The sequence below is a fragment of the Streptomyces eurythermus genome, assembly GCF_014649115.1.
GTDB classification, from domain to species: Bacteria; Actinomycetota; Actinomycetes; order Streptomycetales; family Streptomycetaceae; genus Streptomyces; species Streptomyces eurythermus.
Genome location: NZ_BMSK01000014.1, coordinates 19,653 through 44,513 on the forward strand (window position 1 = coordinate 19,653; position 24,861 = coordinate 44,513).

Annotated in this window: 22 protein-coding genes; 12 read left to right on the forward strand and 10 right to left on the reverse strand. The window is 73.7% G+C overall.

The window, feature by feature from the left end; all coding sequences use genetic code 11:
- Positions 1 to 518: 518 nt before the first annotated feature.
- The 3 genes from IE251_RS25685 to IE251_RS25695 all read left to right on the forward strand — a co-directional run bounded on the left by IE251_RS25685 (position 519) and on the right by IE251_RS25695 (position 4,698).
- A complete protein-coding gene (locus IE251_RS25685) occupies positions 519 to 1,478 on the forward strand; it encodes an SCO0930 family lipoprotein (protein ID WP_189755556.1) in 960 nt (319 codons plus the stop codon).
- A 272-nt stretch (positions 1,479 to 1,750) separates the two neighbouring features.
- On the forward strand, positions 1,751 to 2,563 hold the full coding sequence (locus IE251_RS25690; protein ID WP_189755392.1) for an SAM-dependent methyltransferase: 813 nt from the start codon (positions 1,751 to 1,753) through the stop codon (positions 2,561 to 2,563).
- A complete protein-coding gene (locus IE251_RS25695; RefSeq protein ID WP_189755393.1) occupies positions 2,560 to 4,698 on the forward strand; it encodes a putative bifunctional diguanylate cyclase/phosphodiesterase in 2,139 nt (712 codons plus the stop codon). Before IE251_RS25690 ends, IE251_RS25695 begins: the two co-directional genes overlap by 4 nt.
- Positions 4,699 to 5,038: 340 nt before the next feature.
- Here the strand turns inward: IE251_RS25695 and IE251_RS25700 are convergent, their stop codons facing one another.
- On the reverse strand, positions 5,039 to 5,998 hold the full coding sequence (locus IE251_RS25700; RefSeq protein WP_189755394.1) for a LysR family transcriptional regulator: 960 nt from the start codon (positions 5,996 to 5,998) through the stop codon (positions 5,039 to 5,041).
- Between the two features lie 134 nt (positions 5,999 to 6,132).
- Here IE251_RS25700 and IE251_RS25705 point away from each other — a divergent pair, with 134 nt between their 5' ends.
- A complete protein-coding gene (locus IE251_RS25705) occupies positions 6,133 to 7,023 on the forward strand; it encodes an NAD(P)H-binding protein (RefSeq protein WP_189755395.1) in 891 nt (296 codons plus the stop codon).
- A gap of 9 nt (positions 7,024 to 7,032) precedes the next feature.
- Here IE251_RS25705 and IE251_RS25710 read toward each other — a convergent pair whose 3' ends face one another.
- Positions 7,033 to 7,917 (reverse strand): LysR family transcriptional regulator, encoded by an 885-nt coding sequence (locus IE251_RS25710; protein ID WP_189755396.1) that lies wholly within the window; start codon positions 7,915 to 7,917, stop codon positions 7,033 to 7,035.
- A 120-nt stretch (positions 7,918 to 8,037) separates the two neighbouring features.
- On the opposite strand from IE251_RS25710, the gene IE251_RS25715 reads away from it, so the two are divergent.
- The 6 genes from IE251_RS25715 (at position 8,038) to IE251_RS25740 (ending at position 14,310) form a co-directional block, all read left to right on the forward strand.
- Positions 8,038 to 8,709, forward strand: a complete 672-nt coding sequence (locus IE251_RS25715; RefSeq protein WP_189755397.1) for a succinate dehydrogenase — start codon at positions 8,038 to 8,040, stop codon at positions 8,707 to 8,709.
- 3 nt (positions 8,710 to 8,712) lie between these two features.
- The gene (locus tag IE251_RS25720; protein WP_189755398.1) at positions 8,713 to 10,659 is read left to right on the forward strand and encodes a fumarate reductase/succinate dehydrogenase flavoprotein subunit; all 1,947 of its coding nucleotides are present in this window, start codon (positions 8,713 to 8,715) and stop codon (positions 10,657 to 10,659) included.
- Positions 10,656 to 11,405 (forward strand): succinate dehydrogenase/fumarate reductase iron-sulfur subunit, encoded by a 750-nt coding sequence (locus IE251_RS25725; protein ID WP_189755399.1) that lies wholly within the window; start codon positions 10,656 to 10,658, stop codon positions 11,403 to 11,405. Before IE251_RS25720 ends, IE251_RS25725 begins: the two co-directional genes overlap by 4 nt.
- Positions 11,406 to 11,509: 104 nt before the next feature.
- On the forward strand, positions 11,510 to 12,535 hold the full coding sequence (locus IE251_RS25730; RefSeq protein ID WP_189755400.1) for a hypothetical protein: 1,026 nt from the start codon (positions 11,510 to 11,512) through the stop codon (positions 12,533 to 12,535).
- A gap of 141 nt (positions 12,536 to 12,676) precedes the next feature.
- Positions 12,677 to 13,447 carry a GNAT family N-acetyltransferase gene (locus tag IE251_RS25735; RefSeq protein ID WP_189755401.1) on the forward strand — a complete coding sequence of 257 codons (771 nt, stop codon included), beginning with the start codon at positions 12,677 to 12,679 and terminating at the stop codon, positions 13,445 to 13,447.
- Positions 13,447 to 14,310, forward strand: a complete 864-nt coding sequence (locus tag IE251_RS25740) for a lysophospholipid acyltransferase family protein (RefSeq protein ID WP_189755402.1) — start codon at positions 13,447 to 13,449, stop codon at positions 14,308 to 14,310. The genes IE251_RS25735 and IE251_RS25740 overlap by 1 nt, the downstream gene beginning before the upstream one ends.
- Before the next feature lie 30 nt (positions 14,311 to 14,340).
- Here the strand turns inward: IE251_RS25740 and IE251_RS25745 are convergent, their stop codons facing one another.
- From IE251_RS25745 to IE251_RS25755, 3 genes are all read right to left on the reverse strand, one after another.
- Positions 14,341 to 16,671, reverse strand: coding sequence for an ATP-binding cassette domain-containing protein (locus IE251_RS25745; RefSeq protein WP_189755403.1), 2,331 nt, complete (start codon positions 16,669 to 16,671; stop codon positions 14,341 to 14,343).
- Positions 16,672 to 16,701: 30 nt separating this feature from the next.
- Entirely contained in the window at positions 16,702 to 16,896 is a 195-nt protein-coding gene (locus tag IE251_RS25750) for an antitoxin (RefSeq protein ID WP_030780424.1), read from the reverse strand.
- A 79-nt stretch (positions 16,897 to 16,975) separates the two neighbouring features.
- Positions 16,976 to 17,983: an MsnO8 family LLM class oxidoreductase gene (locus tag IE251_RS25755; protein WP_189755404.1), complete on the reverse strand. Its 1,008-nt coding sequence runs from the start codon at positions 17,981 to 17,983 to the stop codon at positions 16,976 to 16,978.
- Positions 17,984 to 18,067: 84 nt separating this feature from the next.
- Here IE251_RS25755 and IE251_RS25760 point away from each other — a divergent pair, with 84 nt between their 5' ends.
- Entirely contained in the window at positions 18,068 to 18,559 is a 492-nt protein-coding gene (locus IE251_RS25760; protein WP_189755405.1) for a phosphatase domain-containing protein, read from the forward strand.
- Positions 18,560 to 18,575: 16 nt separating this feature from the next.
- Here IE251_RS25760 and IE251_RS25765 read toward each other — a convergent pair whose 3' ends face one another.
- On the reverse strand, positions 18,576 to 18,791 hold the full coding sequence (locus IE251_RS25765) for a dodecin (protein ID WP_030607157.1): 216 nt from the start codon (positions 18,789 to 18,791) through the stop codon (positions 18,576 to 18,578).
- Positions 18,792 to 19,013: 222 nt separating this feature from the next.
- Between IE251_RS25765 and IE251_RS25770 the strand changes: the two genes are divergently transcribed.
- The gene (locus IE251_RS25770; RefSeq protein WP_189755406.1) at positions 19,014 to 20,273 is read left to right on the forward strand and encodes an extracellular solute-binding protein; all 1,260 of its coding nucleotides are present in this window, start codon (positions 19,014 to 19,016) and stop codon (positions 20,271 to 20,273) included.
- 24 nt (positions 20,274 to 20,297) lie between these two features.
- Here IE251_RS25770 and egtD read toward each other — a convergent pair whose 3' ends face one another.
- Genes egtD through egtA form a run of 4 tightly spaced genes read right to left on the reverse strand, consistent with a single transcriptional unit; the run spans position 20,298 to position 24,683 of the window.
- Positions 20,298 to 21,260, reverse strand: coding sequence for an L-histidine N(alpha)-methyltransferase (gene egtD, locus IE251_RS25775; RefSeq protein WP_189755407.1), 963 nt, complete (start codon positions 21,258 to 21,260; stop codon positions 20,298 to 20,300).
- Positions 21,257 to 22,036: an ergothioneine biosynthesis protein EgtC gene (egtC, locus tag IE251_RS25780; RefSeq protein WP_189755408.1), complete on the reverse strand. Its 780-nt coding sequence runs from the start codon at positions 22,034 to 22,036 to the stop codon at positions 21,257 to 21,259. Before egtC ends, egtD begins: the two co-directional genes overlap by 4 nt.
- Entirely contained in the window at positions 22,036 to 23,373 is a 1,338-nt protein-coding gene (egtB, locus tag IE251_RS25785) for an ergothioneine biosynthesis protein EgtB (RefSeq protein ID WP_189755409.1), read from the reverse strand. The genes egtC and egtB overlap by 1 nt, the downstream gene beginning before the upstream one ends.
- The gene (egtA, locus tag IE251_RS25790) at positions 23,370 to 24,683 is read right to left on the reverse strand and encodes an ergothioneine biosynthesis glutamate--cysteine ligase EgtA (RefSeq protein ID WP_189755410.1); all 1,314 of its coding nucleotides are present in this window, start codon (positions 24,681 to 24,683) and stop codon (positions 23,370 to 23,372) included. Before egtA ends, egtB begins: the two co-directional genes overlap by 4 nt.
- Positions 24,684 to 24,861: the final 178 nt, after the last annotated feature.

Here is a 24,861-nt window from a genome sequence, read left to right on the forward strand (position 1 = left end):
GTTTCGGGCAGGGCGGGTCGGGCCAGTGGTGGCCGCCCGGTGGGTGGGGCCGGTGGTGGTGGCCAGGCGGGTGGGGCCGGTGGTGCCCGCCGGCGTGGGCGACCGCCACCGTGCCGTCCGGGCCCGTCGAGGCGTACGCGCAGGCGTCGGCCGACGCGGTGCCGGCCGGCCAGCCCACCAGGGCCCAGGTCAGTGTCAGCAGGGCCAGCACCCGTGCGGTGGGTGCGCATCGGGTCACTTCGGGTCCATGCACGACGCTGATCATCAGGTGCGGGGGACCGCATTACCCCACAGCGGCCCGAGATTGCTCCGAAAGAGGGAGATCGACCCACCGGAGGTTTGACGGACGGAACAGCCGCATATGCCGACCGCGCCGCCGGCCGGGCACCGCACCCCACCGAGGCCGGGGAGGGAAATTCCGCCCGCCGTTGAACACGGCGGCCCCGTCCCCGCGTACCCATGGCCGTGCGGCGGCGCGGCAGGCGTCGCGGTATCCAGGTGACGATGGGGAGTTGACGATGAAGACCTCCTGGCGGACCGCCTCACTGGTGGCCACGGCCGCCACGGTGCTGGCGCTGACGACGGCGTGCGGTCAGGACAACAGCACCACTCCCGCGTCGGCGGCGCGGAACGCCGGGGCGACGGTCGCGGCGGGCGACGACGCGAACCCGGGCGGCAGCACCGCGATCGGCGCGGGCAACGGCTACGGCGCCGACGGCACCCAGGACTCCACGGCCCCGGTCACCCCCGCGGGCAAGCTCACCGTGGCGGGCAACCCCGAACTCGGCAAGGTGCTGACCGACGGCTCCGGCCTCACCCTCTACCGGTTCGACAAGGACACCGCCGACCCGCCGAAGTCCAACTGCTCCGGCGACTGCGCCACCACCTGGCCGCCGGTCCCCGCCGACGACGCCACCGCCGGCGCCGGCGTCGACCGGGCGCTGCTCGGCGAGGTCACCCGCGCCGACGGCTCCAGGCAGCTCACCATCGGCGGTTGGCCCGCGTACCGCTACGCCAAGGACGTCAACGCCGGTGACGTGAACGGCCAGGGAGTGGGCGGCACCTGGTTCGCGCTCGCCCCGACCGGCAAGAAGGCCGAGCCGTCCGGGATGCCCGGCCTGTCCGTCCGCAAGGACCCGGAACTCGGGGAGATCGTCGTGGACCGCGAGGGCATGACCGTCTACCGCTTCATGAAGGACAAGGCCTGGCCGAAGTCCGTCTCGAACTGCGCCGGGGCCTGCCTGGAGAAGTGGCCGGCCGTCGCTCCGGTCGCCGCCGACGACACCGTGGGCGTGAAGAAGAAGGGCCTCATGCCCTTCACCCGCGCCGACGGGACCCGGCAGATGACCGTCGACTGCTGGCCCGTCTACACCTTCTCCGGCGACAAGGCGCCGGGTGACACCAACGGCCAGGGCGTGGGCGGCACTTGGTTCGCCGTCTCGCCCGACGGAAAGCCGGTCCGCGCGCCGGGCGAATAGATCACCTCCCCAGGGCCGACCACCCGCCCCGGCCCGGCGCGCGGCCGAAGCTCCGCCCCCTCCGTACCGCACGGAGGGGGCGGATCGTTGTGCGCGCCGGGAGCCGCGAGGCCGTCACATGGTCACGGACCGGGGTCGTACGGGCACTTGCCGCAGGCAGTGACCGGGAACGGATGGTCAATTTCCGTTTCGGGTCGCTCCTTTGGCGGGCGATCAGTAGCCTCAGCTCGAACACCGGATCGCCTACACCTGTCCACGCTTTGGAGACATCTATGGAGCGTCCTGCCTGGGCCCCACGCAGCATCGACATCTCGGTGCCGAGCGTCTCGCGGATCTACGACTACTACCTGGGCGGTTCGCACAACTTCGAGGTGGACCGGGAGGCGGCGCGCCGGGCCATGGAGTTCATGCCGGGCCTGCCGAAGGTCATGCAGGCCAACCGGGCGTTCATGCGCCGCGCGGTGCGGTTCGCGGCCGGCGAGGGCATCACCCAGTTCCTCGACATCGGCTCCGGCATCCCCACGTTCGGCAACGTCCACGAGGTGGCCCAAGCCGCCGTACCGGGCGCCCGGGTGGTCTACGTCGACCACGACCCGGTGGCCGTCGCGCACAGCGAGGCCGTGCTCGCGGACAACGACGACGCGGACGTGATCGCCGCCGACCTCCTCAAGCCCCAGGAGATCCTGACCAGCCCCCGGCTGGAGAGGCTCATCGACCTGAAGCGTCCGGTGGCGCTGCTGCTCGTTGCCATACTGCACTTCGTGGACGACGCGGACGACCCGTACGGTGCGGTGGCCGAGCTGCGGGAGGCGCTCGCGCCCGGCAGCCTGCTGATCCTCACCCATGCCTCGTACGAGGGAATCCCGCTGTCCGCCGAGCGGGCCGAGGGAGCGGTGGACGTATACAAGGACATTCGCAACCCGCTGATCATGCGCTCGCGCGACGAGGTCGCGCGGTTCTTCGAGGGGTACGACATGGTGGAACCCGGACTGGTGCAGATGCCGCACTGGCGCCCGGACTCGGCACCTGAGGACGAGGATCCGTACGCCTTTGCCGGATTCGCCGGCGTGGGGCGTTCGGCGTGAGCGCGGAACCGGACGGGCTGGAGGACAGACTGCTCCGCCTGACGACCATCTGGAGCCGGGCGGTCTACCCGGTGACCTCCACCTCGCTGACCCGCGCCGAGTTCGCGGAGGTACTCCTGCCGCTCGCCCGCCGGTTGAGCGAACTGCTGCGCGCCCGCAACTTCGACGCGGACGCGGCGAAGGCCGTCGGGGCCGCCCTGGTCGACGCGCACTGCACCGACCCCGAGGCGCTGGCCCGCACCCTGGACTGCGTCGACGCCTACCTGGTGCTGTACTGCGGCGAGGACGGCCCCCAGGACGAACTGCGGCTGCGTTCCTCACGGTTGCAGCACGCGATGGCCGCCGGCTACGCCCAGGCGCTGCGCGAGCGCACCCGTGCCGAGCAGGAGGCCATCGCCCAGGCCGCGTTGCGGGCACAGGGCGTGGTCGCCCAGGCGCTGCACGCCAGCGAGGCCCGCTTCCGCGCGGTCTTCGAGGGCGCCGCCATAGGGATCGGCATCGCCGACCTCCGCGGCAACGTCCTCCAGGTCAACGAGGCGCTGCTGCGCATGTTCGGCCTGTCCGAGCAGACCCTGCGCGGCCGGCGCGTGCAGGACTGGGTGCACCCCGAGGACGCCCCGCAGATCCGGCGGCTGTACGAGGAGCTGGTGCGTGGCGAGCGCGAGCACTACCACGTGGAGAAGGCGTTCAACCGGCCCGACGGAACGGTCCTGTGGACCAACCTGACCGTCTCGCTGCTGCGGGACGCAGACGGCAGCCCGCAGTACCAGCTCGCCCTCATGGAGGACACCACCGAGCGCCGGCTGCTCAATCTGCGGCTGCGCTACGAGGCCACCCACGACGCCCTGACCGGCCTGCCCAACCGGACGCTGTTCTTCGAGCGGCTGGAGAAGGCCCTGAACGCGGGCGAGGGCCAGCGGTTCGGCCTGTGCTACCTGGACCTGGACGGCTTCAAGACCATCAACGACAGCCTCGGGCACGCGGCCGGAGACCGGCTGCTGGTGGAGGTCGCCGACCGGCTCCAGTCCTGCGCGACCGCGCCCGGCGAGATGGTCGCCCGGCTCGGCGGCGACGAGTTCGTGGCCCTGACCACCGGCCCCGGCACCGAGCGCGGGGTCGACGAACTCGCCGAGCGCATCATGAACGCGCTCGTGACCCCCATCAGCATCGACGGCCGTGATCTGCTGGTCCGCGGCAGCCTGGGCATCGTGGAGGGACCGGCCGGCGAGCGTACCGCCGCCGAGGTGCTGCGCAGCGCCGACATCACCATGTACCGGGCGAAGTCGGCGGGCGGCAACCGCGCGGAACTCGCCGACCCCGAGGCCGACGCCCGCGCCATCACCCGGCACGGCCTGACCACGGCCCTGCCGACCGCCCTGGAACGCGGCGAGTTCTTCATCGAGTACCAGCCCCTGGTGCACCTCGGCGACGGCAGTGTGCGCGGTGCCGAGGCCCTGGTGCGCTGGCTGCACCCGCAGCACGGGGTGCTCGGCCCGGACCGGTTCATCCCGCTCGCCGAGCACACCGGCCTGATCGTGCCGCTCGGCCGCTGGGTGCTGGAGGAGTCGATCCGGCAGGCCCGCGCCTGGCGCGAACGGCACGGCGGGCAGGCCGGCCCGCTGCGGATCAACGTCAACCTCTCGCCCTGCCAGCTCGGTCACCCGGGGCTGGTGCAGGACACCGTCGACATCCTCGAACGCGCGGGCGTCGCCCCGGACGCGCTGTGCCTGGAGGTCACCGAGTCCGCGCTCATCGGCGCCGACGACGACCTCCTCAAACCGCTGCGCCGGCTCGCCGAGATGGGCGTCGACATCGCCCTGGACGACTTCGGCACCGGATACTCCAACCTCGCCAACCTGCGCCGGCTGCCGGTCAGCATCCTCAAGCTCGACCGCTCCTTCACCCAGGGCATGCAGCGGTTCCCCGCCGACCCCGTCGACCTGAAGATCGTGGAGGGCATCGTCTCCCTCGCCCACAGCCTCGACCTGGCGGTCACCGTCGAGGGCGTGGAGACCGGCGCCCAGGCCGAGCAGCTGCGCATACTGGGCTGCGACACGGCCCAGGGCTGGTACTACGCCCGCCCCGGCCCACCGGAGCGGCTCCACGACCTGACCCTGGTGGACGCGACGGGCTGACCGGCGCCGGGACTCCCGCGGTCCACCGGTCCTTTCCCCACCTCGCGCCCCGCGCGGCGCGGGGATCTCCCGCGGCCCCGGGCGCGATGCCGCCGGCAACTCGTATGACCGCGGCGGCATCGCGCGCGCCGCGCGTGGCCGGGAGCGGCCGGGCGGACCGGTCCCGGTGGCCGTCCCGTCGTCCCGCTCCCGGCCACGCGCGACGGGACTCCCGGGAGCGCCCTGCCGGGCTCCTCCTCGCGCGTGCGCGGACCGCGGCACGGGTGCCGGGCGGTCGACACCGGCCGGCGGGCTTCTCCTCGCGGGTGCGCGGACCGCTGTGGGCCGCCGGGCCGGCCGGTCAGGCATGGGCGCCCGGGAGCGGCTGGGCGGCCGGTCCGCCGGCGGCGGTCGCGCCGGTCCGCCGCTCGCCCGTGGACGGGAGGGTGCGGGCGGTCGCATCCGCGGGCACCGTGGCGCCGGCCCCCGTGCCGCGCGCCGTCGCGGCCACGGTGGTGGCCGAGCGGACCAGCGCCGCCGTGGCCAGGGAGCGGGACTGCTGCGGCCAGGCGATCGCCAGGAGCGAGGGCGGCGCGTCCGTGACGGGCCGGTAGACGACCCCGGGGCGCGGATAGCGGCCGGCGACGGAGGCCGGCAGCACGGCCACCGTGTCGCCCAGCGCGACGAGCGTGAGCAGCTGGGCGAGGTCCCGGCCCACGCCGCGCGTCTCTTCGAGGAACCGGTGCAGTCCGCCGGGCCGCAGGCCCAGGTCGGCGAGGGCGATCCGGTCCCGGCCGGCCAGCGGGTGGGCCGGGCCGAGGGCGGCGACCCGGCCCTCCTCGAGCAGGGTCTCGCTGTCCAGGCCGGTGCGGTCGAACGGCTCGTGCAGCAGCGCCGCGTCCGCCTCCCCGCGCCGCAGCAGCCGGGGCTGTTCCCGCCACGCGCACAGCCGGACCGTCACCGGCAGGGCGCCGGGCCGGGCGGCGTAGTGCTCCAGGAGGGGCTCCAGCAGCCCCGCGTCGCCGTCGGCCTTGACCGCCAGGACCAGCTTCCGGTCCGGCCCGGCCGCGCGCCGCGCCCGCCGCCCGGCCGCCTGGAGGGCGTCCAGCGCGAACCGCGCCTCCGGCAGCAGCACCTCACCCGCCTCGGTCAGCGCGACGCGGTGCGTGGTCCGGTCGAACAGGGGCACCCCCAGCTCGTCCTCCAGCCGGCGGATCGCCCGGGACAGCGGCGGCGGGGAGATGCCCAGCCGCTCGGCGGCGCGGGCGAAGTTGAGTTCCTCGGCCACGGTGACGAAGTAGTGCAACAGGCGGGAGTCCACCCCGCACCCCCTCCGCTCGGTATTGCCCTGAGGGTAACAACCCTGAGCCGGCCGGTCCTTCAGTTCCCGGGACCCCGCGGGCAGGCTCGGGCACGTCTTCTTCCGCACATCGAGCACACCTTTCCGGAGCCCTCATGATCCTCGTCACCACCCCGACCGGACAGATCGGCGGCCAGGTCCTCGCCGCCCTCCTCGACGCCGGGGACGCGGCGGGAGCGGTGCGCGTCGTCGTCCGCGACCCCGCCCGCCTGTCCGCACGGGTACGCGCCCGCGTGGAGGCCGTCACCGGCTCGCACGCCGACCCCGACGTCATGGCCAAGGCGTGCGCGGGCGCCGACCGGGTGTTCTGGCTGGTGCCGCCGTCACTCACCGCCGACAGCGTCGAAGGCCACTTCCGCGCCTTCACCCGGCCGCTCGTGGACGCGATCGCGACGCAGGGCGTCGAGCGGGTCGTCGCCGTCTCCACCCTGGGCCGCGGGGTGGCCGAGCGCGCCGGGCAGATCTCGGCCTCGCTGGCCGCCGACGACGAGGTCCGCGCCACCGGCGTGCACCACCGGGCGCTGTGCCCGCCGTACCTGATGGAGAACCTGCTCGCCCAGGCCGCCGCGCTGCGCGACGGCGGTGAGCTGGCCATGGCCGTGCCCGGCGACCGGGTGCTGCGCACCTGCGCCACCCGGGACATCGCCGCCACGGCGGCCCGGCTGCTGCTCGACGGCACCTGGACCGGCCAGGCCGACGTACCGCTGGCGGGCCCCGACGACCTGACGCCCGAGGGGATGGCCCGGGTGGTGTCGGAGGTGCTGGACCGGCCGGTCCGCTTCCGCCGGGTCGGCGCCGAGGAGCAGAAGGCGGCGCTCCTCGGGCACGGCGCCACCGAGGCCGCGGCCCAGGGCCTGGCCGACATGATGCGTGCCCTCGACGAGCAGGACTTCTACGGCGCCGGCGTGCCCGTCACCCCCGGCACCGCGCCGACCGGCTTCCGCCGCTGGTGCGAGGAGGTGCTCAAGCCCGCCGTCCTCGGCTGAGTCCGCGGCTCAGCGCTCCAGCAGCATCCGCTGCAACTCGCGCGCCGCCCGCGGCGGGGCCACGTCGCTGCGGTGGGCGAGCGCGATCGTACGGTGCAGTCCGGGCCGGGCCAGCGGGGTGACCCGCAGCCCGCGCCCGGCCCGGGTGGCGACCATGCGCGGCACCACCGCCACCCCCAGCCCGGCCCGGACGAACCCCAGCACCGCGTCCATCTCGCCGCCCTCCACCGCGAAGTCCGGCTCGAAGCCCTCCGCCCGGCACGCGGCCACGGTCAGCTCCCGCAGGTCGTACCCGTGCCGGAACATCACCAGCCGCTCGCCCGCCAGGTCGGCGATACGGATCACCCGCGCGCCCCGGCCGGGTGCCGGCGCCTCCGGCGAGGACACCACCACCAGGTCCTCGCGCAGCAGCTCCACCGTGGTCAGCGCGGGCGCCGGCGTCGGCAGCGGCAGCACGACCAGCGCCAGGTCGAGCGCACCGCGCGCCAGCTCCCGCACCAGGTCGTGCGAGCCGCCCTCCTCGATCAGCAGCCGGATGCCCGGGTACCGGTCGTGGAAGGCGCGCAGCACATCAGGCAGCAGTCCGGTGCACAGACTCGGGGTCGCCCCCAGCCGCACCCGCCCCCGCCGCAGCTGCACCAGCTCCTGCACCTCGTGCCGGGCGGTGTCCGCGTCGGCCAGGATCCGCCGGGCCAGCGGCAGCAGCGCCTCGCCGGCGTCGGTGAGCGTGATGTTGCCCCGCGCGCGCAGGAACAGATCCGCGCCCAGCTCCCGCTCCAGCGCCCTGATCTGCTGGGACAGCGACGGCTGGGCCACGTGGACCCGTTCGGCGGCCCGGGTGAAGTGCCGGGTCTCGGCGACGGCCACGAAGTACTGGAGCTGCTGGAACTGCACCCAGCCAGCATAGCCTCAGCCTATGGAAACAAGCTACACCATGTCTTGGACCGATCGGGACCTTCGGCCCTAGCGTTCTGTGCCATGGCTCTGGCAACGCGGACGGACCGACGGCCGTCCATGGCGCGTACCGTGTGGGACAGCTCCGTCGGCAAGAAGACGGTCATGGCCGTCAGCGGCGTGATCATGCTGCTGTACCTGGTCGCCCACGTCATCGGCAACCTGAAGATCTTCTTCGGCCCGGACGAGTTCAACCACTACGGGCACTGGCTGCGCACCGTCGGCGAACCCTTCATGCACTACGAGTGGACGCTCTGGCTGATCCGGGTCGTCCTCGTCGTCGCCGTGGTCGCCCATGCCACGTCCGCCTACCAGCTCAGCCGCCGCGACCTCAAGGCCCGCCCCACCAAGTACGTCCACAGCAAGCCGCGGGCGAGCTACGCGACGCGCACCATGCGCTGGGGCGGGGTCATCCTCGGGCTGTTCATCGTCTGGCACGTCCTCGACCTGACCACCGGCACCGTGCACTCCGGCGGCTTCCAGGAGGGACACCCGTACCAGAACGTCGTGGACACCTTCTCCACCTGGTACGGCAACGTCATCTACATCGTCGCGATGCTCGCGCTCGGCCTGCACATCCGGCACGGCTTCTGGAGCGCCGCCCAGACCCTCGGCGTCGGCAGCCGCGCCCGCGACCGCGCCCTGAAGACCGTCGCCAACGTCCTCGCGCTGCTGCTCACGGCCGGCTTCGTCGCCGTACCCGTGGGCGTCATGACCGGAGTGGTGAGCTGACCCATGACGTACACCGACTACGCGACCGGCGCCCCGGTCACCGACCCCAAGGCCCCGTCCGGCCCGATCCACGAGCGCTGGGACAAGCGCCGGTTCGAGGCCAAGCTGGTCAACCCGGCCAACCGGCGCAAGCACACGGTGATCGTGGTCGGCACCGGCCTCGCGGGCGGCTCGGCCGGCGCCACCCTCGCCGAACAGGGCTACCACGTCGTCCAGTTCTGCTACCAGGACTCCCCGCGCCGCGCCCACTCCATCGCCGCGCAGGGCGGCATCAACGCGGCGAAGAACTACCGCAACGACGGCGACTCCATCCACCGCCTGTTCTACGACACCGTCAAGGGCGGCGACTTCCGCGCCCGCGAGTCCAACGTGCACCGGCTCGCCCAGATCTCCGTGGAGATCATCGACCAGTGCGTGGCCCAGGGTGTGCCGTTCGCCCGCGAGTACGGCGGCCTGCTCGACACCCGCTCCTTCGGCGGTGTCCAGGTCTCCCGCACCTTCTACGCCCGCGGCCAGACGGGCCAGCAGCTCCTGCTCGGCGCCTACCAGGCGCTGTCCCGGCAGATCGCCGCCGGGAACGTGGAGATGCACCCGCGCACCGAGATGCTGGACCTGATCGTCGTCGACGGCCGGGCGCGCGGCATCGTGGCCCGCGACCTGATCACCGGAAAGATCGACACGTACTTCGCGGACGCCGTCGTCCTCGCCTCCGGCGGCTACGGCAACGTCTTCTACCTGTCGACCAACGCCATGAACTCCAACGCGACCGCCATCTGGCGGGCGCACCGGCGCGGCGCCTACTTCGCCAACCCCTGCTTCACCCAGATCCACCCGACCTGCATCCCGCGCACCGGCGACCACCAGTCCAAGCTGACCCTGATGAGCGAGTCGCTGCGCAACGACGGCCGGATCTGGGTGCCCAAGGCCAAGGGCGACACCCGCCCGCCGCACCGGATCCCCGAGGACGAGCGCGACTACTACCTCGAACGGATCTACCCGTCCTTCGGCAACCTGGTGCCCCGGGACATCGCCTCCCGCGCCGCGAAGAACGTCTGCGACGAGGGCAGGGGAGTGGGCCCCGGCGGCCAGGGCGTCTACCTGGACTTCGCCGACGCCATCAAGCGCATGGGCCGAAAGGCCGTCGAGGCCAAGTACGGCAACCTCTTCGACATGTACCAGCGGATCACCGACGAGGATCCGTACGAGGTGCCGATGCGCATCTACCCGGCCGTGCACTACACGATGGGCGGCCTGTGGGTCGACTACGACCTGCAGACCACCATCCCCGGCCTGTTCGCGATCGGCGAGGCCAACTTCTCCGACCACGGCGCCAACCGGCTCGGCGCCTCAGCCCTGATGCAGGGCCTGGCCGACGGCTACTTCGTGCTGCCGGCCACCATCAACGACTACCTCGCCCGCAACCCCCACCAGGACCCGGTCACCGACCGACACCCCGCCGTCCAGGAGGTGCTGGCCGAGACCGAGGACCGGATCAACCTGCTGCTGGCGGTGGACGGCGACCGCACCCCGGACTCCTTCCACCGCGAACTCGGCGAGCTGATGTGGGAGTTCTGCGGCATGGCGCGCTCCGACGCCGGGCTGCGCAAGGCCCTGGAACGCATCCCGCAGATCCGCGAGGAGTTCTGGCGCCGCATCAAGGTCCCCGGCACCGGCGAGGAGTTCAACCAGTCGCTGGAGAAGGCCAACCGCGTCGTCGACTACCTGGAGCTCGCCGAGCTGATGTGCCTCGACGCGCTGCACCGCACCGAGTCCTGCGGCGGCCACTTCCGCGAGGAGTCCCAGACCCCCGACGGCGAGGCCGCCCGCAAGGACGAGGAGTTCTCCTACGCCGCCGCCTGGGAGTTCACCGGCACCGGCGAGGCCCCCGTCCTGCACAAGGAAGACCTGGTCTTCGAGTACGTCCACCCCACCCAGCGGAGCTACGCATGAAGCTCACCCTGCGCGTCTGGCGGCAGAAGAACGCCGGCGCCGAAGGAGCGATGTCCACCTACGAGGTGGACGACATCTCGCCCGACATGTCCTTCCTGGAGATGCTGGACGTCCTCAACGAACAGCTCATCCTGTCCGGTGAGGAGCCCGTCGCCTTCGACCACGACTGCCGCGAGGGCATCTGCGGCGCGTGCAGCCTCGTCATCAACGGCGACGCGCACGGGCCGGAGCGCACCACCACCTGCCAGCTGCACATGCGGTCCTTCAAGGACGGCGACACCATCGACATCGAGCCGTGGCGGGCGTCCGCGTTCCCGGTGATCAAGGACCTGGTGGTGGACCGGTCGGCGTTCGACCGGATCATCCAGGCCGGCGGCTACATCACCGCCCCCACCGGTTCCGCGCCGGAGGCCCACGCCACCCCGGTGCCCAAGGCCGACGCCGACTTCGCCTTCGAGCACGCCGAGTGCATCGGCTGCGGGGCCTGCGTGGCCGCGTGCCCCAACGGCGCGGCGATGCTGTTCACCTCCGCCAAGGTCAACCACCTCAACGTGCTGCCCCAGGGCGCGCCCGAGCGGGAGACCCGGGTGCTGGACATGGTGGCCCAGATGGACGCGGAGGGCTTCGGCGGCTGCACGCTCACCGGCGAGTGCGCCACGGCCTGCCCCAAGGGCATCCCGCTGATGTCCATCACCAGCATGAACAAGGAGTGGCTGCGGGCCACCCGGAAGGCCGGCAAGAGGTAGCCGCCGCCTGAAGATACGTTCGCCGACATCAGGCGGGCGGGCGGGGCCGGGGAGGTGCTCACCCGGCCCCGTCTGGTGTTCCGGCCCCCCTGTAGCCTGCCGCCATGATCTTCGGGAACAAGCGGACGGCACCGTTCAGTGATGCCGTGGCCGGTTTCGAGACCGCCGTCCGCGCGCAGGACGCGGACCGCTCGCAGCAGTACTACCAGGACCTGCACCGGTACTTCCGCGAGGCGGACGACCAGGAGTTCCAGGAGGCCGGGCCACGGCTGGCGGCGGTCCTCGACGAGATGCCGCCGTACCCCCGCGCCACCGTCGCCGTGCTCGTCGGCGCGTGCGTCGAACGCGGCGCCGACCCCACCGCCTGCGCACCCCACGTCCTCGCCGGCCTCGCCGGGGCCCTCGACGACGCCCGCGCGTTCTGCGACCGCTGGGCGGCCACCGGCGGCGGCGACTTCCCCGACCCGCAGGCCGAGGAGCCGCCGGAGGACCTCCTCGACCGGGTGGACCCCGACCAGGCCGTCGCCTGGCTCACCCTGCACCACTGGGAGATGGCCGCCGTCGCCATGCTCAACCACGCCGCCGTCCGCACCGCGCTCGACGCCGGCACCCGCACCCGCCTCTTCCGGACCCTGCGCTCGGTCGAGGAGGACTCCGGGCACGACTTCAAGTGCCTGGCCTACGCCCTGCTCGTCCTCGACGAACCCCTCGTCGTCCTGCACCGCCCCACCGGCACCGGCTACGCCCTGCGCATGACCGGCATCGGCGACAACTTCCAGCTGCACACCCTGCTCGCCGACGTCCTCATAGGCGGTGGCCACCTGCCCGGCCGGGCCCCGTCCGCCGAGGAGGCCGCCGTCTGCCGGGACCGGCCCGGACAGGTGGACACCACCGGCTCCTTCAACCTCGTCACCCCCTCCGGCGACTGGGTGTGGAACGAGGGCACCCCCTCGGACATCCCCGTCGTGGACGGCGTACGGCTGCTCGTCCTGGACCCGCCGCCGTACGAGCGGAGCTGGCCCGCCGGCCGCTTCTTCCCGCACATGAGGGGCGACCTCGTCCTGGAACGGGTGCTGGATCCGGACGAGGCCGGGCGGCTGCTCGCCGGCTGCGTCACCCAGGACGGGTGACCGGGGCGTTCACCGGCCCCACATCCGCGCTCCCGGCACCGGTCACGCGCACGCCAACCGGCATCGGAAGAACAGGAGCGGAGGGCCGCGCACACCGGGCCCGCCGCCCCTGCCGACCCGGCCCGTGCCCAGGAGTAAGCCATGACCGGCGTTCCCACCCTCGACCGTCCCCCGCAGCCCGCGGCCCCCGCCCGCTACACCGTCACCCTCGCCCACGACGAGGCCGACGTGCGTGCCGCGCAGCGGCTGCGGCACGACGTCTTCGCCGGGGAGATGGGAGCCCTGCTGGCCACCCCGGAACCCGGGCACGACATCGACGCCTTCGACGCCTACTGCGACCACCTCCTCGTCCGCGAGGAGGCGACCGGGCAGATCGTCGGCACCTACCGGCTGCTGCCGCCGGAGCGGGCCGCCGTCGCCGGCCGGCTCTACTCCGACGGCGAGTTCGACCTCACCGCGCTCGACGCCATCCGGCCGCGGCTGGTCGAGGTCGGCCGCTCCTGCGTCCACCCCGACCACCGCGACGGCGCCGTCATCGGCCTGATCTGGGCCGGCATAGCCCGCTACATGACCGACCGGGGCCACGAGTGGCTGGCCGGCTGCTGCTCCGTACCGCTCGCCGACGGCGGCGCCCTCGCCGCCGGCACCTGGCAGCGGGTGCGCGAACGGCACCTGGCACCCGAGGAGTTCCGGGTCCGGCCGCTGCTGCCGTGGACGGCGCCCGCGCACGCCCCGGCCGCCCGCACCGAGCTGCCCGCCCTGCTGCGCGGCTACCTCCGGCTCGGCGCCTGGGTGTGCGGGGAGCCCGCGCACGACCCCGGCTTCGGGGTGGCCGACCTCTACGTCCTGCTGTCCATGCGCCGGGTCGACCCGCGCTACCTGCGCCACTTCCTCTCCCTCGTCCCGGCCTGATGAGCGGCTGGCTGCCCACCGCGCCGTGCACCCCGGCCGCCTGCGTGGAGCCCGTCCGGGCCACCGCGTCCGTCCCCCGGGCCGTGCTGCGGCTGACCGCGCTCGCGGCCCTGGTGCTGGCCGGGATCGCGCTGTCCCCGTTCGGGGGGCGGGTCCCGGCCGCGTGGGTCCGGCGGTGGTGCCGGCTGCTCGTGCGGGCCGCCGGGGTCCGGGTACGGGTCACCGGCCCCGCCCCGCCGGACGGCGGGCTGCTGCTCGTCGCCAACCACGTCTCCTGGCTGGACATCCCGCTGCTCGCCGCCGTCCGCCCGGCCCGGATGCTCGCCAAGGCCGAGGTGCGGCGGTGGCCCCTGGCGGGCGCGCTCGCCGCGCGCGGCGGGGCCCTGTTCCTCGAACGGGACCGGCTGCGCGCCCTGCCCGGCACGGTGGCCCGGATCGCCGGCACCCTGCGCGCGGGCGGCGCCGTGACCGCCTTCCCCGAGGGCAGCACCTGGTGCGGACGCGCCCAGGGCCGCTTCCGCCGGGCCGTCTTCCAGGCCGCGCTCGACGCGGGCGTACCGGTGCAACCGGTCGGGCTGCGCTACCGGCGGCCGGACGGCGGCCCCGGCACGGCGGCGGCCTTCGTCGGCGAGGACACCCTGCTGGCCTCCCTGTGGAGGGTGGCCCGGACCCGCGGTCTGGTCGCCGAGGTGGAGATACGCCCGCTGATCCGGCCGGGCACCCACCCCGACCGCCGCACCCTGGCCCGCGCCGCCCAGCCGCCCGCCTCCGAGCCGGCCTGGACCCACGCGGCCCTGGTCGCCGGCGCCCAGGCGCGCCCGCTCGGCGACATCCGGGCGCGCCGCCCGGTCCTCAGGGCATGACCGGGGCGCGAGCGGTGCCGTCCCGGGCGATCAGGGCATGACCCGCGCCAGATAGGGCGCCGTCGCGCTGCCCCGGGCCCGGGACACCTCCTCCGGCGGGCCTTCCGCCACGATGCGGCCGCCCTGGTCGCCGCCGCCCGGGCCGAGGTCGATCACCCAGTCGGCGTCCGCGACCACCGTCATGTCGTGCTCGACCACGACGACCGTGTGCCCGGCGTCGACCAGCCCGTGCAGCCGGTCCGTCAGCACCTCCACATCGGCCGGGTGCAGTCCGGTCGTCGGCTCGTCCAGCAGGTACAGGGTGTGGCCCCGGCGCCCCCGCTGGAGTTCGCTCGCCAGCTTGATCCGCTGCGCCTCCCCGCCGGACAGCTCGGTCGCGGGCTGCCCGAGCCGCAGATAGCCCAGGCCCACGTCGAGCAGGGTGCGCAGGCTCCGGGCCGCGGCCGGGGTGTCCGCGAAGAACTCCGCCGCGGCCTCCACGGTCAGGTCCAGCACCTCGGCGATGGTCCGCCCCCGGTACGACACCTCGAGCGTCCCGGGGTTGTAGCGGGCGCCCGCGCAGTCCGGGCAGGGCGCGTAGGCGCTCGGCAGGAACAGCAGCTCCACGCTGACGAACCCCTCGCCCTGGCAGGTCTCGCAGCGCCCTCCGGGCACGTTGAAGGAGAACCGGCCGACGCCGTACCCGCGCGCCCGCGCCTCCTCGGTGCCGGCGAACACCTTCCGTACGACGTCGAACAGGCCCGTGTAGGTGGCCAGGTTGGAGCGCGGGGTGCGCCCGATGGGCTTCTGGTCGACCCGCACCAGCCGGCCCACCCCCGGCAGTTCCTCCGTCAACTCCCCGACGAGCGTGGACTTCCCCGAACCGGAGACACCGGTGACCGCGGTGAACACGCCGAGCGGGAACCGGGCCGTGACCGCGCGCAGATTGTGCCGGGTCACCGGCCCCACCGTCAGCCAGCCGCGCGGCTCGCGGACCTTCCGCGCCGGACCGGGCGACTCGTCGAAGAGGTACGCGGCCGTCGCCGACCCGGCCACCGAGGCCAGTTCGGCCGGCGGCCCGCTGTACAGCACCCGGCCGCCGTGCTCGCCCGCTCCGGGACCCACGTCGACCACCCAGTCGGCGCCGCGCACCACGTCCAGATGGTGTTCCACCACGAACACCGAGTTACCGGCCGCCTTGAGCCGCTCCAGCACGGTGAGCAGCGCCTCGGTGTCCGCCGGGTGCAGTCCGGCGGACGGCTCGTCCAGCACGTACACCACGCCGAACAGTCCGGAGCGCAACTGGGTGGCCAGCCGCAGCCGTTGCAGTTCGCCCGGGGACAGTGTGGGGGCGGCCCGGTCCAGGCTGAGGTAGCCGAGGCCCAGCTCGACCACCGGCGCGATCCGGGACTTCAGGTCCGCCGTGAGGACGCGCGCCGTCTCGTCGTCGCCGTCGGGCAGCCCCGCGAGGCCGGTCAGCGGCAGCGCGGCGAGTTCGGCGATGGTCCGGCCGGCGTAGGTCACCGCGAGCGCCTCCGGCCGCAGCCGGCTGCCGCCGCAGTCCGGGCAGGGGGTGCTGGTCAGGAACCGCTCCGCCTTCGCCCGCAGGGTGGCCGACTTGGTGTCGGAGAACGTCTTGAGCACATACCGGCGCGCGCTCATATAGGTGCCCTGGTAGGGCCGTTGGATGCGGTCGGCGTCGCGCACCGGGTGGACGGTGACGACCGGCTGCTCGTCGGTGAACAGGATCCAGTGGCGCTCTTCGGCGGGCAGCTCGCGCCAGGGCCGGTCCACGTCGTGGCCGAGCGTGTCCAGGATGTCCCGCAGGTTCTTGCCCTGCCAGGCCCCCGGCCAGGCCGCGATCGCCCCCTCGCGGATGGACAGCGAGGGATCCGGGACCAGCAACTCCTCGGTGGTGTCGTGGACCTCCCCGAGGCCGTGGCAGCGCGGGCAGGCCCCGGCGGCCGTGTTCGGCGAGAACGCGTCCGAATCCAGCCGCTCCGCGCCCGGGGGATAGCTGCCGGCCCGCGAGAACAGCATCCGCAGCGAGTTGGAGAGATGGGTGACCGTGCCCACCGAGGAGCGCGAGGTCGGGGCCGAGCGGCGCTGCTGGAGCGAGACCGCGGGCGGCAGCCCGGTGATCTCACCGACCTTCGGGGCCCCGACCTGGTGGATCAGCCGGCGCGCGTAGGGCGCGACCGACTCGAAGTAGCGCCGCTGGGCCTCGGCGTAGACGGTGCCGAACGCCAGCGAGGACTTGCCCGAGCCGGAGACCCCGGTGAACACGGCCAGCACGTCCCGGGGGATGTCCACGTCCACGCCCTTGAGGTTGTGCTCGCGGGCGCCGCGGACGCGGACGTAAGGGTCGTGAGGGGTGTGCATCGGGGGAACTCTATCCGCCCCCGCGCGCCGCTACCGCGGAGGGTTGCCGGGGTCCTGCGGCCGGGTGCCGAACTCGTCCCTCAGCTTGTCCTGCCCGGTGTCGACCTGCGACTGGTACTTGCCGCCGGTGCGCTGGTCCAAGTAGTCGCCGCCCTTGTCGATGCCCTTGTCGGCCGTGCTCTCGTGGCCCTTGATCATCTGCTTGAGCTTGTCCAGCATGGACATGGCAGTCTCCTCGTCGCTGACAGGCTTGCCCTCCCAGGGTCACCGGCCCGCGCCGGAACCGCATCTCGGGGACCGGGGCTCACCGGCCCGGCGCGAACAGCGCGGCCAGCCGCCGGAAGGAGTCCAGCAGCCCCGTACGGTCGTAGGTGCTGGTCGTCACGAGCACCTCCTCGGCGCCCGTCTCCTTCAGCACCCTCTCCAGCTCGTGCGCGACCTGCTCCGGGGTGCCCGCGATGTGCCCGGCGAGCGCGGACTCGTACAGGTCCCGCTCCTTCGCCGTCATCGTCCGCGCCTCCACTGACTCGGCGGGGGCGAGCGGCGGGAAGGTGCCGTGGGTGCGGGAGTACGCCAGCGACCAGGCCTCGGGGACCAGCAGCCGGCGCGCCTCGGCCTCGGTGCCGGCGACCGCGACCGTGCCGGAGATCACCACGTACGGCTCGGCCGCCCAGCGGGACGGGCGGAACAGGGAGCGGTACTGGTCGATGCCGCGCAGCATCTTCTCCCGGCCCCGCAGATCGCCGATGACCATGGGCAGGCCCGCGCGGGCCGCTGTCCGCGCGCCCTCGCCCAGGGCCAGCACGAACGGCGGCACGGTCAGGCCCTCGGCGGGCCGGGCCCGCACCCCGGTCGGCGAGCCGCCCGTGAACCACTCCAGCAGCTCCGCGAGCTGGGCCGCGAAGTCCTCGGCGTCGCCCTTGTCCCGGCCCAGCGCCTTGCGCACCCCGTCCGTGAAGCCGACCGAGCGGCCGAGCCCCATGTCGATGCGCCCCGGGAACAGCGCCTCCAGCACCCCGAACTGCTCGGCGACGACCAGGGACCGGTGGTTGGGCAGCATGACCCCGCCGGTGCCCACCCGGACGGTGCGGGTGGCGGCGGCGACCGCGGCGGCGAGCACGGTCGGCGCCGACCCGGCGACCCCGGGCACGCCGTGGTGCTCGGACACCCAGAACCGGTGGTAACCGAGCGCCTCCGCCTCCCGGGCCAGCGCGACGGTGTCCCGCAGCGCCTCGCCGGGCGGACGGCCCTCGCGGGTGCGCGAGCGGTCGAGGACGGAGAACCGGGTGCGGCTGATCACTGTGCTGCTCACGCAGTGTTCAACGCCGGGACGCGCGCGGGATTCCCGGATGTCCGTGCGGGCGCGCGGGGAACGGCGACTGGCTAGGGTGACCGTGTGACCGACCGCGACAGGCCGCCGATCGCGGTGTTCGACCTCGACAACACGCTGGCCGACACCGCCCACCGTCAGCACTTCCTGGAGCGCCGGCCGCGGGACTGGGCCGCGTTCTTCGCCGCCGCGCCCGCGGACCCGCCGCTCGCCGAGGGCGTGGCGCTGGCCGTGGAGAGCGCCCGCGGCTGCGAGGTCGTCTATCTCACCGGCCGGCCCGAGCGGTACCGCCGAGACACACTGGACTGGCTCGCGGCGCACGGACTGCCCGAGGGGCGGGTGTTCATGCGGCGCGACGCCGACCGCAGACCGGCCCGCCGCACCAAGCTGGAGATCCTGCGCCGGCTCGCCCGGGACCGTGAGGTCCGGGTCCTCGTGGACGACGACGAGCTGGTGTGCGACGACGCCGAACGCGCCGGGTTCACCGTCGTACGGGCGCGCTGGGCGAGGAAGTCGGCCGCGGTCGAGGAGGCGCAGGAGCGGGAGGGCCGCACCTGACGCGCGCCGGGACGGCTCAGGCGCTGTCCTCGATGCGGAAGCCGACCTTCAGACCCACCTGGTAGTGCTCGATCCGGCCGTTCTCGATCTGGCCGCGGACCTGGGTCACCTCGAACCAGTCCAGGTTGCGCAGCGTCTGGTCGGCGCGGGCGATGCCGTTGCGGATGGCCTGGTCCACCCCCTCGTGCGAGGTGCCGACGATCTCGGTGACCCGGTAGGTGTGGTTCGTCATGCGGGTGCTCCTTACATGTCAGGCCGTACTCCACCGTGCACTATCCGCGCCCGCTCCGCATGGCGTCGCGGGCGTACCGCCGGGTAGCGCTTGACCTCCGCATTGGTACATACCAAAATCCAGCACACCCGTACGAGCCTCCGCGCTCGTCCCCCCACGTCGGGCCCCCCACCCTGTCCCAGCACCCCGCGGCACCACCTGCCAGACAGAACAGGACCCTTCGTGAGACGTCGTCTGCTCGCCCTCATCTGTGTCACCGGCTCCCTCGTCAGCGCCTGCGGGATGCTCCCCGGCGACCACCAGGAGCGGAAGACCGTCACCGTGTGGCTGATGAAGGACAGCGCCTCCAAGGAGTTCCTGCGGCGGTTCACCGAGGACTTCGAGCGCACCCACGACGATCTGCGCCTCGACATCCGCATCCAGGAATGGACCGGCATCGTGGAGAAGGTCCGCGGCGCGCTCAAGGAGTCCTCCGGTGACGGACCGGACGTCATCGAGGTCGGCAACACCCAGGTGCCGCTGTACGCCGACGGCGGCCGGCTGGCGGACCTCACGCTGGAGTCGATGCGGGACTGGGGCAAGGACACCTGGCTGCCCGGCCTCGCCCAGCCCGGCAAGGACGGCAACAAGCAGTACGGCATCCCCTGGTACGCGGCCAACCGGGTCGTCATCTACCGCAAGGACCTGTTCCGGCAGGCCGGCATCACCCGCCCGCCGGGGACCCGCGACGAATGGCTCACCGCCACCGAGAAGCTCAACACCGGCGGAAACCAGGGCATTTACCTCGCGGGCCAGGACTGGTACACGCTCTCCGGGTTCATCTGGGACGAGGGCGGCGAACTCGCCGAGGAGAAGGACCACGAGTGGCGGGGCACCCTGGACAGCCCGGCCGCGCTGCGCGGCATGGACTTCTACCGGCGGCTCCAGGCGCTCGGCGCGGGACCCGTGGACGCCGACGAGGAACACCCGCCGCAGGCCGGGGTGTTCGCCGGCGGCAAGGTCGCGCAGATCATCGCCGTACCCGGGCTCGCCCAGTCGATCGTCCGGCAGAACCCGGACCTGAAGGACAAGCTCGGCTTCTTCCCCGTGCCCGGCCCCACCGCCGGCCGGCCCGGCACCGTCTTCACCGGCGGCTCCGACCTGGTCGTCCCGCGCAACACCGACGACCAGTTCGCCGCGACCACCGTCGTCGGCGCGCTCACCGGCACCAAGTGGGACACCGAGCTGGCCCGCACCATGAACTACGTGCCCAACAAGACCACGCTGGCCGGCGCGGTCGCCGGCGCGGAGGGGGTCGCCGCCATGGCCGCGGGCGCGGCCCACGGCCGGGCGACCCCCACCACACCTCAGTGGGCCGACGTCGAGGCCGACAACCCGATCAAGGAGTACATGACCCGGGTGCTCCAGGGCGGGGACCCGGCGGCCGAGGCCCGCCGCGCCTCCCGGAGGATCACCGAGGCGCTCGCCCCCGACATCGGCTGAGCCGCCGGACCCGGCTCGCCCCGCTCACCGCACCACGCTCAGCGACAGCGCGAAGCGGCCCGGCGCGTCCGTCCACCAGTGCGTCAGCTCCAGTCCGGCGGCGGCGAGTTCGGCGGTCACCCCCTCCTTGCGGAACTTGGCCGACACCTCGGTACGCAGCTCCTCGCCCGCCGCGAAGTCCACGGCGAGGTCGAGGGCGGGCACCTTCACGGTCTGGGCGGTACGGGAGCGCAGCCGCATCTCGATCCACTCTTGTCCGGCGTCCCACAGGGCGACGTGCTCGAACGCCTCCGGGTCGAAGTCGGCGCCCAGTTCACGGTTGATCACGGCCAGCACGTTCCGGTTGAACGCGGCCGTCACCCCGGCCGCGTCGTCGTACGCCCGGACCAGCACCCGCTCGTCCTTGACCAGGTCCGTGCCGAGCAGCAGCCCGTCGCCCGGGGCGAGCAGCGCGCGGACGGCGGCCAGGAACCGGGCGCGTTCGGCGGGCAGCAGATTGCCGATCGTCCCGCCGAGGAAGGCCACCAGCCGGGGCCCCGGCGTCGCGGGCAGGGTGAGCGGGGCGGTGAAGTCGGCGATCAGCGCGTGCACATGGAGACCGGGACGCTCCTCGACGAGCGCCCGCCCGGCCTGCGTGAGCGCGCTCTCGCTCACGTCGACCGGCACGTACGCGGCGAGAGCGGGCAGCGCGTCGATGAGGTGGCGGGTCTTCTCCGAGGAGCCCGAGCCCAGTTCGACCAGGGAGCGGGCACCGCTCGCGGCGGCGATCTCCCCGGACCGGGTGGCGAGGATCTCCCGTTCGGCGCGCGTCGGGTAGTACTCGGGCAGCTCGGTGATCCGCTCGAACAGCTCGCTGCCGCGGGCGTCGTAGAACCACTTGGGCGGCAGCCGCTTGGGGGTGGCGGTGAGGCCGCTGAGGACGTCGGCGCGCAGCGCGGCCTCCGTCGCGTCCTCGGGGAGGGTGCGGGTGATGTGCAAGGGGCTCAAGTGCAGGGCTCCTTCGAGGGTACGGCCGCCGGATCCTCCAGCGGGGCGAGGCGCACGTCGGCGCGGCTCGCGGTCAGCACGGTGCGGTCGGGGACCTCCCGCCAGAGCGGATCGTCGTCGTACGGCTCGGAGGCGACGACCGTGCTCCGGCCGGGCTCCGCGCGGTACCACAGCGAGTCGCCCCAGGCGGTCGCGGTGATCGTGTCCCCGTCGGTCAGCAGCAGGTTCAGCCGGGACGCCGGGGCCGCCCGGGCCAGTTCGCGCACCGCTTCGCCCAGCGCCCGCCGCGGCGGCTGTCCGGCCCGCAGCCGGTGCAGGACCAGCGCCCAGACGAACGCGGAGTCGGTGCGGGCCTGGAGCGACAGCAGCTCGACCGGGGGCAGCGCGGACACCAGCGGTGCCGCCGCGTCCGGCCAGCCCGCGATCAGCCCGTTGTGGCTGAACAGCCACCGCCCGGCCGCGAACGGTGCCGCCGCGGCCTCGGCGTCCGCCCCCGCCAGCGTCGCGTCCCGCACCGCGGCGAGGACGGCGCCCGAGCGCACCACCCGGGCCAGGTCGGCGAAGGACAGGTCGGCCCAGATCGGCCCGGCCCGCCGGTAGCGGGCCGGCTCCGGATCCCCGGGCGCGTACCAGCCGACCCCGAACCCGTCGGCGTTGACGGTCCCGTACCGCTGCCGGCGCGGCGCCCACGACTGCCGGTACAGGCCGTGCGGGGGCTCCACGAGCAGCCGGCCGAGCGGCTCCTCGGGCCCCAGGTAAGCGAGGTGACGGCACATCAGACGGCCTCCGAACGGGCGGTGCGGAACCCGGAGAAGATCTGCCGGCGCACGGGGTAGTCCCAGTTGCGGAACGTGCCCCGGCAGGCCACCGGGTCCACGGCGAAGGAGCCGCCGCGCAGCACCTTGTGGTCGGAGCCGAAGAACACCTCGGAGTACTCCTTGTACGGGAACGCCCGGAACCCCGGGTACGGCAGGAAGTCGCTCGCCGTCCACTCCCACACATCACCGATCAACTGCCGTACGCCCAGCGGCGACTGGCCGGCCGGGTAGCTGCCGGCGGGGGCGGGCCGCAGATGCCGCTGGCCGAGGTTGGCGTGCTCGGGCCCGGGGTCGGCGTCGCCCCACGGGTAGCGCCGGGAGCGGCCGGTGACCGGGTCGTGGCGGGCCGCCTTCTCCCACTCCGCCTCGGTGGGCAGCCGGCGTCCGGCCCAGCGGGCGTAGGCGTCCGCCTCGTACCAGCACACGTGCAGCACCGGCTCGTCCGGCGGCACCGGTTCCGTGATCCCGAACCGGCGCCGCAGCCACCGGTCGCCGTCCCGTTGCCAGAACAGCGGGGCGGTGATGCCGTGCCGCCGGATGTGCGCCCACCCCCGCGGGTCCCACCAGCGCCCGGTGGTGTAGCCGCCGTCCTCGATGAACGCCTGGTAGGCGGCGTTCGTCACCGGGACGGTGTCGATCCAGAACGGGGCCACTTCCCGGGGGTGGGCCGGGCGTTCGTTGTCCAGCGCCCAGGGCTCGGCGGAGGTGCCCATGGTGAACGGGCCGCCGGGTACGAGGACTTCGGCCGGCCCGGTGAACGGCGGCGCCGGGTCCGGGTCGGGCGCGGTCAGCGCCTGCGAGCCCTTCCTGAGCTGATGGGTGATCAGCATGGTCTCGTCGTGCTGCTGTTCGTGCTGGGCGACCATGCCGAAGGCGAAACCGGCCTCGGTGAGGCGGGTGCCGTGGAAGTCCGCCGACGCCAGCAGGTCCAGCGCCCGGCCGCGCACCTCGGCCGCGTACCGGCGGGCCTCGGCGGGTGGCAGCAACGGCAGCGAGGGGCGCTCGGCGCGCGGGTGCTCGAAGGCGTCGTACAGACTGTCTATCTCCGGCCGCATCGCCTCCCGGCCGCCGACCGCCCGCAGCAGCCACAGCTCCTCCTGGTTGCCGATGTGCGCGAGATCCCACACCAGCGGGGACATCAGCGGGGAGTGCTGGGCGGTCAGGTCGGGTTCGTCGACACAGGTGGTCAGCAGCGTGGTGCGGGCACGGGCGGTGGTGAGGCAGGCCAGCGCCCGCTCGCGCAGCGCCTCGGTGTCCGTCTCGGTGGTCGTGGTGCCGGTCTCCGGGGCGGTCATGTGCGGATGTCCTTCCTCCCGTGGGCGCGGGTGCCCCCGGGTGGTCCTTCGTCCAGCAGGTCGTCGGCCGGGCAGCGGCCCCGGGCGACATGGCGGTCGCGGAACCCGGCCACGGCGTCGATGACCCGCGTCGTGGCGCCGAGCCGGGGCAGCGCCTCCAGGGCCGCCGCGAAGCAGCCGTCGGCGGCCTCGCGCAGCTCCGGATCGGCGACGGCGTGCCGGGCCGCGTCGGCCCACAGCGGATTGTGCGGGGCGGGCCGGTCCAGGGCCCGTTCGGCCAGCGGCTTCACGGTCCGGTAGGCGGTCTCGGCGGCCCCCGGGTCGTCGAACAGCGCGGCCGTCACCGCGAGCGGCACGAGCCAGCCGTCCGTGCCGGGCTGCGCGTCGATCATCCGCAGCTCCAGATGGCCGCGCGGCCGGACCGGCGGGAACAGGGTGCTCAGGTGGTAGTCGAGGTCCGCCCGGGTGGGTGGCCGGGGCGACCGGGAACGGGTCCACTCCCGGAAGGTGAGCCCCTCGGGAACCTCCCAGGGGCCGCTGTCCCGGCGGACGCACATCACCGGCGCGTCCAGCGCGTGCCGGGCCCAGGCGGCCCGTGGCTCGCCGTCCAGCGGGGGAGCGCCGGCCCGGCCGGGCCCTATCTCCATCCACATCAGCTGACGGGTGGACCGCCAGCCGGTGCGCCGCAGGCCGGCCAGCGGGGAGTTGGCGAACGCGGCCACCAGCACCGCGCCCAACTGGTGCGCCAGCCACCAGCGCCGGGTGTGCCCCAGCGGGCCCGGCTCCTCCTGGCCCGCGTCCACACACACCTGGACGGAGGCGGAGGAGCACATCATGCGCCGGCCGGCCGGACCGGTGCGGTCCAGGCAGGTCTCCATGGCGTCGTAGCGGGGCGCGCGCAGGAACCTGCGGGGCGGGTGCCGGGGATCGTGGCCGAGGCCGGTGAGACCGAGGCCGTGCCCGGCCAGAGCGGCCCGTACGGCGTCCAGGTCGGCGGACACGGTGTCGACGCACTCCATCAGGGAGGCGGCGGGCGGCGAGCTCAGCTCCAGCTGGCCGCCGGGTTCGACGGTGAGCGCCGAGGCCAGGGGCAGGGTCCGCACCGTGGCGTAGGCCGCTTCGAGTTGTTCGGGTGTGACCGGGAGCTGTGGCAGCTCCAGGGAGTGGACGAGCCACTCCAGTTCGACACCGAGGGCGCGGGGCGGTCCGGTCTTGAAGCAGATGCCCCGGATCAGGGCCTCCGCCTCGGCCTCGGTGACGGCGGTGCGGTGCTCGGTACAGTCACCGCCGTCGCTCTGTATGTCGGACATGTCGGGATCCTCCTGAGGCTCCAGCATGCCATCGGCCCATGGCGCGGGCCGAGCGGGCACTCATCCCAGCCAAGACCCTTCGGCGGGCGCGCACAAGAGTGCGGATGCGGACATTCCGGGCTCGACCGCAATTCCGTTGCGCCGCATACCAGCATCACCCAGGATGCCTGCATGAGCA

Coding starts and splice junctions, on each gene's coding strand:
- IE251_RS25685 (WP_189755556.1), top strand. CDS start 519: ATGAAGACCTCCTGGCGGACCGCCTCACTGGTGGCCACGGCCGCCACG.
- IE251_RS25690 (WP_189755392.1), top strand. CDS start 1,751: ATGGAGCGTCCTGCCTGGGCCCCACGCAGCATCGACATCTCGGTGCCG.
- IE251_RS25705 (WP_189755395.1), top strand. CDS start 6,133: ATGATCCTCGTCACCACCCCGACCGGACAGATCGGCGGCCAGGTCCTC.
- IE251_RS25715 (WP_189755397.1), top strand. CDS start 8,038: ATGGCGCGTACCGTGTGGGACAGCTCCGTCGGCAAGAAGACGGTCATG.
- IE251_RS25720 (WP_189755398.1), top strand. CDS start 8,713: ATGACGTACACCGACTACGCGACCGGCGCCCCGGTCACCGACCCCAAG.
- IE251_RS25725 (WP_189755399.1), top strand. CDS start 10,656: ATGAAGCTCACCCTGCGCGTCTGGCGGCAGAAGAACGCCGGCGCCGAA.
- IE251_RS25730 (WP_189755400.1), top strand. CDS start 11,510: ATGATCTTCGGGAACAAGCGGACGGCACCGTTCAGTGATGCCGTGGCC.
- IE251_RS25735 (WP_189755401.1), top strand. CDS start 12,677: ATGACCGGCGTTCCCACCCTCGACCGTCCCCCGCAGCCCGCGGCCCCC.
- IE251_RS25740 (WP_189755402.1), top strand. CDS start 13,447: ATGAGCGGCTGGCTGCCCACCGCGCCGTGCACCCCGGCCGCCTGCGTG.
- IE251_RS25745 (WP_189755403.1), bottom strand. CDS start 16,671: ATGCACACCCCTCACGACCCTTACGTCCGCGTCCGCGGCGCCCGCGAG.
- IE251_RS25750 (WP_030780424.1), bottom strand. CDS start 16,896: ATGTCCATGCTGGACAAGCTCAAGCAGATGATCAAGGGCCACGAGAGC.
- IE251_RS25765 (WP_030607157.1), bottom strand. CDS start 18,791: ATGACGAACCACACCTACCGGGTCACCGAGATCGTCGGCACCTCGCAC.
- egtC (WP_189755408.1), bottom strand. CDS start 22,036: ATGTGCCGTCACCTCGCTTACCTGGGGCCCGAGGAGCCGCTCGGCCGG.
- egtB (WP_189755409.1), bottom strand. CDS start 23,373: ATGACCGCCCCGGAGACCGGCACCACGACCACCGAGACGGACACCGAG.
- egtA (WP_189755410.1), bottom strand. CDS start 24,683: ATGTCCGACATACAGAGCGACGGCGGTGACTGTACCGAGCACCGCACC.